Annotated in this window: 11 protein-coding genes; all 11 read right to left on the reverse strand. The window is 46.2% G+C overall.

All coding sequences use genetic code 11. The features are described 5' to 3' along the window. Positions 1-2: 2 nt before the first annotated feature. Entirely contained in the window at positions 3-1,151 is a 1,149-nt protein-coding gene (locus tag FHW36_RS17590; RefSeq protein WP_186452500.1) for a glycosyltransferase family 4 protein, read from the reverse strand. Beyond that, positions 1,151-1,699: a serine O-acetyltransferase gene (locus FHW36_RS17595; RefSeq protein ID WP_145670887.1), complete on the reverse strand. Its 549-nt coding sequence runs from the start codon at positions 1,697-1,699 to the stop codon at positions 1,151-1,153. The genes FHW36_RS17590 and FHW36_RS17595 overlap by 1 nt, the downstream gene beginning before the upstream one ends. A 6-nt stretch (positions 1,700-1,705) precedes the next feature. Beyond that, a complete protein-coding gene (locus tag FHW36_RS17600; RefSeq protein ID WP_145670888.1) occupies positions 1,706-2,800 on the reverse strand; it encodes a polysaccharide pyruvyl transferase family protein in 1,095 nt (364 codons plus the stop codon). After that, positions 2,800-4,317: an oligosaccharide flippase family protein gene (locus FHW36_RS17605; RefSeq protein WP_145670889.1), complete on the reverse strand. Its 1,518-nt coding sequence runs from the start codon at positions 4,315-4,317 to the stop codon at positions 2,800-2,802. Before FHW36_RS17605 ends, FHW36_RS17600 begins: the two co-directional genes overlap by 1 nt. A 48-nt stretch (positions 4,318-4,365) precedes the next feature. Then, on the reverse strand, positions 4,366-5,679 hold the full coding sequence (locus FHW36_RS17610) for a nucleotide sugar dehydrogenase (RefSeq protein ID WP_145670890.1): 1,314 nt from the start codon (positions 5,677-5,679) through the stop codon (positions 4,366-4,368). A 50-nt stretch (positions 5,680-5,729) separates the two neighbouring features. Then, positions 5,730-8,120, reverse strand: a complete 2,391-nt coding sequence (locus FHW36_RS17615; RefSeq protein ID WP_186452501.1) for a GumC family protein — start codon at positions 8,118-8,120, stop codon at positions 5,730-5,732. Positions 8,121-8,137: 17 nt separating this feature from the next. Then, positions 8,138-8,950 carry a polysaccharide biosynthesis/export family protein gene (locus FHW36_RS17620; RefSeq protein ID WP_145670892.1) on the reverse strand — a complete coding sequence of 271 codons (813 nt, stop codon included), beginning with the start codon at positions 8,948-8,950 and terminating at the stop codon, positions 8,138-8,140. A 48-nt stretch (positions 8,951-8,998) separates the two neighbouring features. Beyond that, positions 8,999-10,810 carry a polysaccharide biosynthesis protein gene (locus tag FHW36_RS17625; protein ID WP_246121177.1) on the reverse strand — a complete coding sequence of 604 codons (1,812 nt, stop codon included), beginning with the start codon at positions 10,808-10,810 and terminating at the stop codon, positions 8,999-9,001. Between the two features lie 985 nt (positions 10,811-11,795). Then, complete coding sequence (locus FHW36_RS17630; RefSeq protein WP_145670893.1) at positions 11,796-12,365, reverse strand: LutC/YkgG family protein; 570 nt, start codon at positions 12,363-12,365, stop codon at positions 11,796-11,798. After that, positions 12,362-13,741 carry a lactate utilization protein B gene (locus tag FHW36_RS17635; RefSeq protein WP_145670894.1) on the reverse strand — a complete coding sequence of 460 codons (1,380 nt, stop codon included), beginning with the start codon at positions 13,739-13,741 and terminating at the stop codon, positions 12,362-12,364. Before FHW36_RS17635 ends, FHW36_RS17630 begins: the two co-directional genes overlap by 4 nt. After that, on the reverse strand, positions 13,722-14,477 hold the full coding sequence (locus tag FHW36_RS17640; RefSeq protein WP_145670895.1) for a (Fe-S)-binding protein: 756 nt from the start codon (positions 14,475-14,477) through the stop codon (positions 13,722-13,724). Before FHW36_RS17640 ends, FHW36_RS17635 begins: the two co-directional genes overlap by 20 nt. Between the last annotated feature and the right edge of the window lie 169 nt (positions 14,478-14,646).

The raw sequence follows: 14,646 nt of genomic DNA on the forward strand, positions 1-14,646 counted from the left end.
AATCAAAAATTTATTATTCGCTCCGCCATGCGCATATTTGAAAATTCGGCGGTCGCTCTTTTCAGGGCGTTAGTTTGCAAACGTTCTCTCAGCGGCTTATTTTGTAATACGTTGATCACTTTATCTGCAATCGCTTCTCTCGACAATGGATCTACCAGGTAGCCGGTTACGTCGTTTACCACCGCTTCATTGGTACCTCCCCGGTTGCCCGCAATGGCTGCTTTACCACAAGCCGCAGCTTCCAGGTATACCAGTCCGAATGACTCATAAAACTGGCTGGGCAAAATAAACAGGTCGCAAACGGCGAGGTAGGTAGACAATACATCCCTGGAAACGCCACCTGCGAAAACCACGTGCTTTTGTAATCCGCGCGCGGCCACCATCTGCTCCAGTTGTGGTAAATGATCGCCGTTGCCAACGATCACAAAGAGTAAATCGGGTACCGACTGCAATATTTTATCCAGGCTTTCCAACACCACTTCCTGTCCTTTTTCTTTCACGATCCTGGAAGCGCTGAGGAGTACAGGTCTTTCCTTATCGATACCCAGCTGTGCTTTCAGCACGGTTACTTCTGCCGTTGTTCTTGGCTGAAAGATATCGGTGTCGATACCATGCCTGATTAAGTGCAATTGATTTTTCAGCGGCGTTTGCTGCCATATGCTGAGCTCTGCCTCACTCACCACAATGATCTTCTTTTGTTGCAGGAAGAAATTCAGCATTCTTTTCTGCATGCCAAACAATCTCAGTGCCAGGGAAGGTTTTTCGAAGAAACTATTTTTCTCGTTGCCGTGAAGAATAGAAACCGACCGTCCCAGGATACCTTTTAGCGAAGACTGAAACAGGGCGCCCATCTTCTTCGAGCGGCCATCGCTAAAGATGATGGTATCGAATGATGCCTGTTTCAGTATCTCCTTAAATTTTAGGTAAAGCAGGTAAAAGTGTATAATTTTTCTGGCGGGAATCGTATAGCAGGCAACCTGGTATTTTTTTCCAAAATCGGCCAGGAATTGCCGGTTGTTGGGGGTGCTGTAGGTTAACAGGCTTACCTTATGCCCATTTTTTACCAGCCCTATCGCCAGGTCATGTGCATATACGCCCGCTCCACCAATGATGGGTGGAAATTCATAAGATATGATTAATACGTTTTTCATCATCTGCATTCATTCAAAATATAACCTTCTACGCCTTTCCCTGGTGAAACCACCCCCGGATTACCCATTACCAGCGAGCCGGCGGGAACATCCATGGTTACATAAGCCCCAGGCGCAATCAGTACTTCATCACCGATCGTAATATTTCCTACAATCACAGCATTGGAACCTATCCATACTTTATTGCCTATCGTAGGTACTCCTTTTAACCGTCCTCTGCTCACCTGCCCGATAATAACTCCCGGCGAAATATTTACATTATCGCCAATGCTGGCGTTCCCGTTGATCACCACCGTACCAAAATGCCCGATATAAAAACCTTTTCCTATGCGGGTGGTGTGTGGTATCTGGAATCCGTACTTATAAGCATAATGCCGGATAAACAGGCGCCACCAGAGCCGGATTAGGCCAGTACTGCCGGCACATAACCGGAAAAAAAACATATACCGGAATCCCTCTATCAGGAAAAATCCTTTCAGTAAATCTTTTACACCGGTTCTTCCATGGTATCGGTACAAATCTGACTTTATCAGCTTCCAGGCACTCATGCTATCCTATAGTTTAATATTATCAATCATCAGGTCGTTGAAGGTGCCCCGGATCTTCTTGCTGTATTCAATCGTCTGCGTACCGGAAGAAATATATTCCTCGTTAAAGGATTTCAGTTTCTGCGAAATCAGGTAGGCTTTTACCTTGCACTGGTGCTTCATGGCCAGTATCAGGGCGTGCATTCTCCCGGAATACACATCGGATGCCGACTTATACAACTGTTTCAAATCTTCGATAGATGCCAGTTTAGCGACGGGAATCTCTACATTGTATTTACTGCGTATATAATCCCGGAAGGCAATGGTTTCCGCCGCGTCAGTAATGGTGGTGTAAAACAGTTCCACCGTTAGCCCTTCCCGCAGGTAATTATTTATCTCTGCATACCACTCTTCGTAATAAGCCTCACTGGATTTTGCCAGCTTGTTATACTTCGAAAAAACTTCTTTGTAGTTGGTGATGCCGATCAGCGCTTTCCGGTTGGGGTTTGCTTCCTCCATCCTGTTTTTACCGCTGTAGAAGGCAATATCCGGCGTTACAATGGCCTTATGGCCAAATTGTTCCTGCAGGCGTATTTTGGAAAACTGGTCCCGTACCCACATTAGGTCTACCCTGGATAAGGCTTTGGCAAACAGGCTTTTTTCTTTTGCATTAAACGTTGTGCCAACGCCCACCCCGATAATATAGATCTTAGCCTGGCTGAATTTTTTAATCAAATAGGTCCACCAGTATAAAGCAATAGAAAACCTGCTGGGATAATCTTTACCAGATGATTCTATCAATTGTCCACCTCCTATGACGATCACATCATATTCGCCTTCTGATAATTTTTTCCGGATAGCGTTATAGTTGATGCCGATCCAATAATAGAAAGCCAATTTCAATCTTACCCTACTACTGAACGACATAGGCGCTATGACATTGCCGGTAGCCGCGGCGGCCAGGTAATCATATTCGGGCAACCGCGCCAGCCGCGGATTAGTAAAATAGGCGAACTCCGTACTAAAGTCACTATCCCGCAATAAGCTGGTCATACTCTCCCTGATAGCCTGATCGCCCAGGTTATTAGAAAATCCCTCATTAATTATCAGTGCCTTCTTCATTACCTTCTCCTTATAAGTTTTTCAATTAATAATCGCTGGTCTTTATTCAGTGTTACAAACCAGGCGAAGGGTATGCTTGCCAGTCCAATGAGTACGCACGATACACACATGGCCGCCCAGGAACCGGGTACCAGGAAATGCCTGCACCCCCACGACATCAGCAATACCCATACAAATAATGCCATTCCTCTGCCTATGCTGGGATAATAAAACCAAAAACGTTGTTCTAATATCTTAGCAGCATAAGTTGGGGAAAAAATCAGGTTCTTTAAAGTCAACAGTATAGCAGATGCTATGGCTACGCTGTAAATACCCAGATCGAAATATTTGATGATCAATATACCCAGTACCAGGTTAAGCCCGCCGCAGAAAAAAGAGGTGAGCCCCGGTACTTTTACTTTGTTGTATACGGCGTTGATCGACAGTATTGGCAGCACCGACAGGTTAAATATTAAATGGCCTGTCAGCAGGATCATCAACGGGTAAAAATGAACAAACCGTTCGCCAATCCAGAGTTTCAGTATCACGTCGGAATACGCCACAATGATACCTATCGGAATCGCCAACACCACTCCCATTGCTACTACAGAATACCTGGAAAATTTCAGCAGGTTATTAAAATCTTTTTCTGCGTAATACTTGTATACCACCGGTGTAAAGATGGCCACAAACACCCCTGCAAAAGAGCGCAACAGGGTATGCCATTGCGCTACTGTACTGAATTCCCCGGTCGCCGTAGGTCCATAATAATGATTCAGTAAGATGATATCAATATTAATAAAGAGCAATGTACCGATCTGGTTAATGACCAGCCAGAAGCTCATAGAGCCTACGTACTTCACGATCTGTTTATCAAAGCTGGATGCCCGTAGTTTCAGGAACGGAAACTTCCGGACAATCCAGATCAGGGCGGCCACAAATGATACCAGCGATGCCAGGAAAAAGGCCACACCGATCAGGCTTAGCTGGGCCGAAGCATTGAGTAATAAATACACCAACGCCGTTCTGACCACTATTTCCAGGATGGCGATAATGCGCTGAATGTATATTTTATTCGACGCAAAAGCCGGAACCAGGAAGAGCCCGCGGATAAAGGTGAGTACGAAAGAGGTAATGATAGCAACAAACACCCACCTCATTTCATTCACGGTATGCCCGTGATAGCTCACCAGGCTGTCTATTTTATACAGGAACCAACCGATCAGCGGCAGGATGGCAACAATCAACAGCAAGGCTGAGATAATAGAGGATGAATAGATGGCGTTGGAAGACGCATGATCATCCTTTCTCATTGCCAACGTAAAGTTCCTGCCCACCGACGCGTCGATAGCAATCGTAATAATAGACAGGTATGAACTGAAAGAAGTAGCCAACGCTATAATACCATAGCCATCTACACCAATCTTAGCTATATAGAACGGTACCACTACCAGTCCTAATAGAATATTTAAAACCAAAGCTAAAAAGTTCGTCCCCAGGTTTAACGACATCTCATAGCTCACTCCTTTCATTGACATCAACTATCAATTTACAATTTACTTATACCTATATGTTGGTTACCGGTTCTACAGCCTGGCATCCACCAGGCTTCTGTCTACACAAGATTTGGTATCAAAAATGACCCCGTTGTTACGCCTGTATTTCAGGTAATCAAAGGTTAAAAACTCTTTATGGGCAACCGCTACCACAATGGCATCATATACCGCTGCTTTATCTATAGCATTTAATATTTTTACACCGTATTCTTCTTCTACCTCTGCCGGATCCGCCCAGGGATCATAGATATCTACATTCAGGCCAAACTGCTGCAGTTCATGGTAGATGTCTACTACGCGGGTATTACGTACGTCGGGGCAATTTTCCTTGAAGGTAATGCCCATGATGAGCGCCCTGGATCCCTTGATCTTATGATCTTTGTCGATCATCAGCTTCACTACTTTATTGGCTACAAAGTGACCGATATGATCATTTACCCGGCGGCCGGAAAGGATTACCTGCGGATGATAGCCTACAGATTCTGCTTTATGTGCGAGGTAGTAAGGATCCACGCCAATGCAATGACCGCCTACCAATCCTGGCTTATATTTCAGGAAGTTCCATTTGGTGCCGGCGGCATCAATCACATCGTTGGTATCAATACCTATTTTATCAAAGATCAGCGCCAGTTCATTCACAAATGAAATGTTTACATCGCGCTGGGCGTTTTCAATTGCTTTGGAAGCTTCAGCCACTTTGAGACTAGGCGCCTTATGGGTACCTGCTTCAATGATAGAACCATACAGGGCATCTACCTTGTCGGCAATTTCCGGGGTAGAGCCACTGGTTACTTTCCGGATCTTTGTGAGCGTATTTACTTTGTCGCCCGGATTAATCCTTTCCGGGGAGTAGCCTACAAAGAAATCAGTGTTGTATTTCAGTCCGGATACTTTTTCCAGTACCGGCACACAATCTTCTTCCGTGCAACCGGGGTATACGGTTGATTCATAAATAACCAGGTCGCCTTTCTTCAGGATACTTCCCAGCATTTCAGAGGCTTTGATCAGCGGGCCCAGGTCTGGCGCCTTAAACTCATCTATGGGCGTAGGCACGGTAACGATAAAAGTGTTATATTTTTTTAGCTCAGCAGTATTGGAAGAAAAAGCGAGGCCGATGTCAGATTTCTTATCGGCCTTGAGTGCTATCACCGCATTCAGGTCTTCCACGTTAGCTTCCCTGGTACGGTCAATGCTGGCCGCCAATTCCTGTACCCTTTCCTTGTTGATATCAAATCCCAATACATCGTATTTTTTGCCAAATTCTATCGCTAACGGCAAACCAACATAGCCAAGGCCTATAACGGCCAGGTGGATATTCTCAACGCTGTTGTTAATCTTCACCATAAAATATTTATTCCTCTTTTATTTTTTTAGGTCTTGTGATACTGTTTTATTTACTTTCCATCCAGCACCGCCCTCTTTTTCCGTTTTCCGAGGAGACCCTTACGTTGGTTGTCTTCCCCATATCCGTAGCCGTAGCCATACCCATAACCATATCCGTAGGCACTATTATTTTTCACATCGTTGATCACGATATTGATCCTTGGCAGCTTACGCTGCAGGTACAGATCTTTGGAGATCTGCAGCTGTTGCTTGAAAGTAAAGCCATGACGTACCAGGTACAATGTAGCATCTGCATAACGGCCCAGGATCTGTGCATCAGTTACCAATCCTATCGGTGCAGAGTCGATGACGATATAATCGAAACGTTCATTCAGTTCTTTAAACAACTCTTCCGTTCTTGCCTGCAGGAACAATTCCGTAGGATTGGGCGGAATAGGTCCGGAACTGATGATCCAACAGTTATCATGAATACCCGATGGCTTGATCAAGGCATCGATTGAAGTTTTGCCGATGGCGTAGGTACTAAAACCTTCATGATTCGGCAATCCCAGTCGTTCTGCAATCCGGGGCTTGCGTAAATCCATTTCCATCAGCACCACCTTTTTCCCGGAAAGGGCCAGCACGGCCGCCAGGTTGGTAGATACGAAAGATTTTCCCTCGCCTCCCATACTGGAAGTAACGATCACCGATTTATTACTGATGTCGGACAGCACAAACTGGAGGTTGGTCCTTAATGCGCGGAATTGTTCTGCCACCGGCGTGCGGGAATCCGTTTTGGTGATGATCAGATTGCTGGCACTGTGACCAATTTCTGCCAGCACCGGAACCGGGGTGTTGCCTGTTACATCCTGTTTATTCTTCACCCTTCTGCTCAGCAGTTCTTTCATATAGAGGTAGACAGCAGGCAGCGTTAAGCCAAGCACTACCCCTACCAGGAACATGAGTAAGCGTTTGGGCTTATAAGGTAGGGCATCGCTTTTGGCATCGTCAATAATGCGGGCGATGGCGAGGTTAGACGTTTTGGAGATCGCTGACTCCTCTCTTTTTTTCAGGAGAAAGAGGTACAGTTCCTGTTTGATAGATTGTTGGCGGGAGATATCCAGGAATATTCTTTCCTTCGCCGGCACTTGCCGGATCTTTTGATCGAGGGCGCCGGCATTCTTTTGTTGCTCAGCAATGCCTACTTCTATTCCTTTCTTCAGGGAAGCCAGGTTGCTCAGCATATCTGCCCGGAGACCGGCCAGCTGCTGATCCATTGTCACGATTACCGGGTTGGTAGGCGTGCTGGACATCAGTTGCCGTTCCCTGTCCAGCTGCAGGGTATTGTACCGCTGTACGAGCCCTACGAAGGTGGGGTCCTGCACAATCAGGGAAGAAGGTACTACCCTTTTACTGTTTTCCGTATCGTGCATATATTGCTCCAGCGATTCTACGACGTTCAGCTGTACCTGTTGATCCAGCAATTGTTTGCGGGCATCGCCGGTACCCTGTACCAGTAATTTTGACTGGGCTTCGATATCGGCCAGTTCATTGGCCTGTTTAAATTGTTGAATGTTTTTTTCCACGCCCGACAACTCCTGGGTCACGATTACCAGTCGGTTATCGATAAAGGCGATGGTACTGTCTGCAATACGGTTTTTATCTTCCACACTTGCTTTCAGGTAGCTTGTCAGCAATTCATTCAGCACTTTCTCTCCTTTTTCAGGGACTCTTGCATTGAGGGTGAGGTCGATGGTGCTTACCTGTTTATTCGGAATACGTACATCCAGCTGGGCCTGGTAATTCGCCGTTGTTTCATCTACAGACGCTACTTTCACAGTATATGCGGGCCTGGTAAAGGGTATCCCGGTGAGCACAAATTTGGCGACGCCCTCGTGGAGATGAAGGGTATCATTCCAGGAAGCAGTACGGGTGCCTTTTTCGCCCGACAGTTCAAACTTGTCTTTTCCTATTGGCGATACCACATAGGAGGTTTTCATAATGGTATCTTTGAGGGAAAGCCATTGCAGTGCAAAAGGGAGGTTACCATATTGCTCGGTTTCCTTTACCCTTCCTTCTACAAAGTAAGAAGTATTTAGTTGCAGATTGTTGACCACTTTCTGCATGAGTGTACGTGATGACAATATCTCTACTTCATTGTCGACACTGCTCTTATTGGAAAACACTTCCAGCTGCTGGAGTATTTCCTGGCCGGGGATATCGCCCCCTTTCTGGTCATCTTTCACCAATACTTTGGCGCTGATCTTATAGCCTGGTGTAGCATAGCGGAGATAAAGCCATGCACCGCCCACTCCCATGATCACAAAGATGACAAACAGGTACCAATGCCGCATGAGGGTATCGAGTATATAACGGGGATTGATACCATTGTCTTTCTCCGGCTCCCTGGCCTCGTGCCCATTTAAATGGGCGCCCTGATTTTTAAAAATGTGCTCTGGCATGTTTTCCATTTAAAGATTTAAAATTTGACTCTCGACACCACTACGATCAACAGTGATAGAACAGATGCCATGATAGAAATGCGTTTTACCTGCGCCAGGTCTGTGCTGGATACTTTGGCCTTATTAGGCTCCACATATATCACATCTCCCTGTCTCAGGAAAAAGTAAGGAGAGGAAAAGATATTGCTCTGGTTCAGGTTCATCCTGATAAATTCCTTTTTGCCGTTGTTATCCCTGATCAGCAGCACGTTTTCCCTTTTTCCGTAGATGGTCAGATCGCCTGCGGCGCCCAGTGCATCCAGTAAGGTTACCTTCTCATTGGGCATCACATAGGTAGATGGCCTGTTTACCTCTCCCAATACCGTTATTTTAAAATTGGCAAAGCGTACGTTCACTACCGGGTCTTTATAATAGGTAGCGGCTACAGCTTTGATATTTTCTCTTACGCTGTCGGTGGTTTTACCCTGTACCATTATTTTACCTATCAGAGGCAATACGATATACCCGTCTTTATCTACCAGGTAACCACTTACCGCAGCGGGGGCTGCAGCGGTGTTATTCCCACCTACCGGTACGGAGCCGCTGGATTGATTCAGCATCGCTGTAGCGGTAGGATCCAATGTCTGGACAGTCACCTGTAAGATGTCATCCACCTGGATCAAAGGCGTTGAATAGGCCGCCTGTTGTATTTCATGTTGCCTGACGGTATCCGGTACATCCTTGAAATAAGTTATATTTTTAGGCGCCGAACAGGAGCTGACCAATAACGTGATAACTCCTGATAATAAAACAATAATTCCTTTGAAATCTCTGATAGATCGCTCACACATATTATAAATACTCTAGTTGCTGGTTTAGTAATGAATAAGGGGGCGTGATTAGATAATCATTTTTCCCTTATCAAGTTCTTCGTAGGCAGAGTTTTTACTGATGAACTCTGGTACCAATTGCTTCATCCTGGCCACTGTTGGCGTGAGATAATGCTTCCTGGCGGATTCTATAAGTTGATTCACCTGCTCGTTCACTTCTGTAAAATCGGATGCTCTTACTTTGGCGATCATGATTTTTTCGTGATAAGTAGGCAACGTATTTTCTGCATTATTCAGCAATTCTTCATAGAGCTTCTCTCCCGGGCGCAGGCCGGTATAGATGATCTGGACATCTCTTCCGGGTTCTTTACCGGTCATCCGGATCATTTTACGCGCCAGCTCTGCAATCTTCATCGGCTGGCCCATGTCGAAAACGAATATCTCTCCGCCCTGTCCCATAGAACCTGCTTCCAGCACCAGCTGGCAAGCTTCAGGAATGGTCATAAAATAGCGGGTGATTTCCGGATGCGTAACGGTTAACGGACCGCCTTTTTCCAGTTGTTGTTTAAACCGGGGAATCACTGAACCATTTGAGCCCAATACGTTTCCGAAGCGGGTGGTGATAAAACGGGTAGGTGGTGCGCCAAAAATGGGGCCCATCTTCTGGTATTTTTCGCTGAGACAGTTATTGAAAGATTGCGTGAAGATTTCTGCAATACGTTTGGAGGCCCCCATCACGTTGGTAGGGTTTACCGCCTTGTCGGTGGATACCATCACAAATTTTTCTACACCATAGTCAACCGATAACTCTGCCACTATCTTCGTGCCCAATACATTATTCATCACGGCGATAGATGGATTTTTCTCCATCATCGGTACATGCTTGTAAGCAGCGGCATGGTACACTACGGCAGGTGCATAGATATCAAACAATTGCTGCATCCTGACCCGGTCGCATACATTACCGATATAAGGAATTACCTGGATGCCTCCCGATTTCTCCGCAATTTCCAGCTCCAGCTCATGCAGGGGCGATTCGGCTTTATCGCAGAGGACTATGACAGATGGTTTATAATTCAGTAGTTGTCTTACTATTTCGCTGCCGATAGATCCTGCGGCGCCGGTTACCAATATGCTCTTCCCTTTCAGATCTTTATTAAGCTGTTCATTCTTGATATTGATCACAGACCTTTCGAGCAGGTCTTCAATATTGATGTCTTTCAGCTCGATGCTGTTGCTGGTGCCTTCAGTCCACTGGCTCACGGGAATAATTTTTTGCACCCGGATGTTTAATGCCATGCACTCTTCTACCAGGTCGTTCAGGTGAGCTGGGTCCAGGTGATCGTTAGGAATAAGCAGTAAGGAGATGTTTCCTTCCTTTACCATTTTAAACAGTTGCCCTTTCCGGGAGGCATATACAGGAAGTCCTTCTATGGATTTGCCTGCATGTGAGTTGGTAGCTGCCAGGAATGCGGTGATCTGCATATCGGCAGCCGGGTCATCGCTGATAGCTTTACGCAGCATCATGCTGGAATGCCCTGTATAGTAAATAGCTGCGCGGGTACGGTTGCGCCGCGGAGTTTTTTTATAATACCGGAATATCCATTTCGCCAGTAACCGGTAAGACAATAACAGGAAGGAGCTAACAAAGAAATTAATCAGGATCACGGATATCGGAAAGATATTCATTTCCATATCCGGTAAGCGGCTGTAACCTATCGTAAACAATATCAGGCAACTGGTAATATTCAATCCGGCAATACGGCCAATATCCGCCAGGCTGGTATATCTTACAATACCGCGATAAGTCCGTAACAAGAGCGACAAGCACAGGTTTACACCTAACACAATCGCGGCGGTTTTCACCGTTGCATATGCCATTAAGGCCTCAAGATCAAAGTTAAGCCGGAGGAGGAATGCGATATTAATTGCGATAACGGAACACCCGAGGTCTAACAAAAGAATTAGCCATGAGGGGGTAATCCACGATGAACTACGCACCATAGGTTCAATAATAAGATATGGTTATTAAATATAAATATGCTCGGCTGACTAACTACATTCGCGCAGGTTTTTCAAGGTTTTCATAAGGGCGCTTTCAGTTAATGTCAGAACGAAAATAAATAATTACAAACTATCGGTTTTCAAAGTTATCACAAAGTAACTACTAAATTTGATAACTTCTGTTATCAAAAGGTAAAGTGTGAAAAAAAATTTTCAACACCTCTATCTTTTGATAAAACGACAGTGCATAAGGAATCCGAACCGGCTTTGACAAGCGATTATGACAACACCGTAACGGAAGGATTATTCGTTCAAACACTTCCTGTACGCACAATACAGAAAATAACCCTGACGTATACACGAATACAGATCAGATCAGCAACATCTGCTATTCATATGACCTATAACTACAGAAATTTCACCCGGCTTGTTGTTCTGGTGGCGGAGCAACAGCTGCTGCTTTTTTGATAATTTGCTTCTCGGTGATTGCTCTAAAGTGTTTGCAAAGTGATGATACATGGTCTTTCAATTTTCTGGTTAACGCAGTTACTAAAAATATGGCTATACGATATGGTCAAAAAAATCTGCGTCAATGACTACTTACAATGCACGCACAAGAAACAAACACCATACCAACTTTGACAATTTATTTATTTTTATGATCTAAAGTTAATGAACTATTTAAACAAATAACGCTGTCTTTAAAAATTTACTAAAATATTTATATTATACATCCATCAGGACACCTCACTAACAGCACGGCCCCACCGCTTAAACGGTGAGGCCGTGCTATATCCTGTTAACGCGGAAGAGCATACGTAATTTATCTGATGGTACTTCTTAGGTGCAGCGCCTACGTAATTTATCCGATGACAAATACCACCAGGCTTTTAGCGCCATGTGCACCCAATACCAGGGATTGCTCTATATCGGCGGTTTTGGAAGGTCCGGCAATAAAGACGCCAAAACCGGACTGAGGGGCTCCTATCTGTTCGTAGGCTTCGTGCATGGTAGGCAATAGCCGTTCACGTGGTAATACGATAGCCAGGTGCTGACAAATAAAGGGCAATACCCGCACATGTATATCCTCCTCAGTAATCCAGATGGCGCCATTTTCTGCCACACCCCATTGCCCAGGTACAATAGCCATATCCACATCTTCCAGGAGATGAGGATCTTCGTTGGCCCATGTCCGTTGTATATCGCTGGCAGCAATCACCCGTTGTAAACCAGGGTACTGTTGCGCCAGTATAGCGGGTATTTCGCTTTCGGCTTTTATTTCAAACAGCACACCGCCTAATCCTTCCAGCACTTTACGGTAAGCCTCCAATGTGCCAGGCATATTACCGGACAAACCGGTCAGCGAAGGTAGAGCGGACGCTTCCGGCTGATGTTGTTTTATGGCGGCTAATATTTTTTCCCTGCTGCTCATGTTGACTTTTTATTTTTCTTATACCATTCAGAAAATGATTGTGCCGGCGGCACTGGCATTTCCCGTTGTTTATACCAGGGATTCATCCGGTTGTTTACCATTCCCGGAAAAGCGCGCATTACCCAGCGGCCCATTTTACCGGCTGCTTTATATACACCAGGAGCAGATAATACCCCTGTCATTACTTTCATGCCGGCGGTTTTAGCCGTACTGGTATAACCTTCTTTTACCAATACCTGCCGCCACTTATACAACTGCTGGTGAATATCTATTTTCACGGGACATACATTGGAACAGGACCCACAAAGCGTTGACGCAAAAGGCAGGTCGGCATAATCCTTCATATCCAGGTTAGGCGCCAGGATAGCACCTATAGGACCCGCTACCGCATTGTGATAGCTATGGCCGCCGCTGCGCCGGTATACAGGGCAGGTATTCATACAGGCGCCACAACGAATACATTTGAGCGAGTTCCGGAAGTCTTCCCGGCCCAGTTGCCGGGAACGGCCGTTATCCACCAGCACAATATGCAGCTCCTGCCCTTCCCGGGGCTTCCGGAAATGGCTGGAATAGGTGGTAATGGGCTGCCCGGTGGCGCTACGTGCCAGCAAGCGCAGGAAAACGCCCAGGTGCTTACGCTGCGGGATTATCTTTTCTATGCCCATACAGGCAATATGTACATTGGCCAGGTGTGCGCCCATATCTGCATTGCCTTCATTGGTGCATACCACCATCTCTCCCGTTTCTGCTACGGCAAAGTTCACACCGGTAATAGCAGCATCGGCCAGGAGGAATTCTTTTCGAAGATGCAGGCGGGCGGCCGCTGTCAGGAATTGCGGATCAGCATTGCCGGCGGGAGTACCCAGGTGTTCATGAAACAACTCGCCGATTTCTTCTTTCTTTTTATGAATACAGGGCAATACGATATGGCTGGGTGGTTCCTTGGCGAGCTGCACAATCCTTTCGCCCAGGTCTGTATCAATCACTTCAATACCGTTGGCTTCCAGGTGCGGATTCAGGTGGCATTCCTCGGTAAGCATGGATTTACTCTTCACCATACGCTTCACCCCATGTTTTTGGAGGATCTCCGTTACAATACGGTTATGCTCTGCCGCATCCGCCGCCCAGTGTACGATAGCGCCGTTCTGCTGTGCCTGTTGTTCAAACTGCAGCAGGTAATCATGCAGATTGCCCAGCGCATTCAGCTTAATGCTGGAAGCGGTATCTCTTAACTGCTCCCATTCCGGGATAGTCCATGCTATGCGATCGCGCTTGGCACGTACCCACCACAGGGTCTGGTCATGCCAGTTTACCCGGGGTTCGTCCTCGTTGAACTTGTCGGCCAGTGTGGCGTGATCAGCTGTTTGCCTGTTCATCTGTATATTGATTGAGTATTTCAGCAATATGCATCACTTTTACGCCGGCATGCTGCCGGCGTAAAATACCTTCCATGTGCATAAGACAACTAACATCGGTACCGGTAATGACTTCTGCGCCGTGTTTAACGTGGTCGGCTACACGATCTTTCCCCATTTTTACGGATACCGCTTCTTCGGCTACGCAGAAAGTACCCCCAAAACCGCAGCACTCATCCGCTCTATCCAACGGTACCAGCTCCACTCCTTCCACCATGCGCAGCAACTGCTCAGGTTTGGAGAAAGGTGCGGCCACCAGCTCGCTCATCTGCGCCAGTCCGAGGCCACGCTGCCCATGGCAGCTCTGGTGCAATCCCACTTTGCAAGGGAACCTGGCCGGCAACGAAGTTACCTTCAATACATCGGTCAGGAATTCGGTGAGTTCGTATATACGTTGGCGTATTTTCTCTGCCTGCGGTTCCGCCGCCGGGTCGTGCAAGTGATCCTTGATATGGAGCACACAACTGCCGGAAGGACCTACAATATAATCGTAGTCAGCAAAGTTTTTGATGAACAGGCTATTGCACTGGTGCGTCAGGTGCTCATATCCTGAATTGGCCATGGGTTGTCCGCAACAGGTTTGTCCCTGTGGGAATTCCACTTCACATCCCAGTTTCTGTAACAACTGCAGGGTGGCAATACCTACCTGCGGGTAGAACTGGTCAATATAACATGGTATAAATAATCCTACTTTCACGGGTAAAGTAATTTAAATGATCATTGCTGACCCTGCAAATTTAGCGGGCAACGTAATAGTAATCCTACCTCTTTTTTACCGGTTACTGGCTTATTTTTCACTGGTACAAAATAAAGAACCGGATTGGTGTTACCAACCCGGTCCATCCTGTATCTGTTCAAACGATATT

It is taken from the genome of Chitinophaga polysaccharea (assembly GCF_007829335.1).
In the GTDB taxonomy this organism is placed as follows: domain Bacteria; phylum Bacteroidota; class Bacteroidia; order Chitinophagales; family Chitinophagaceae; genus Chitinophaga; species Chitinophaga polysaccharea_B.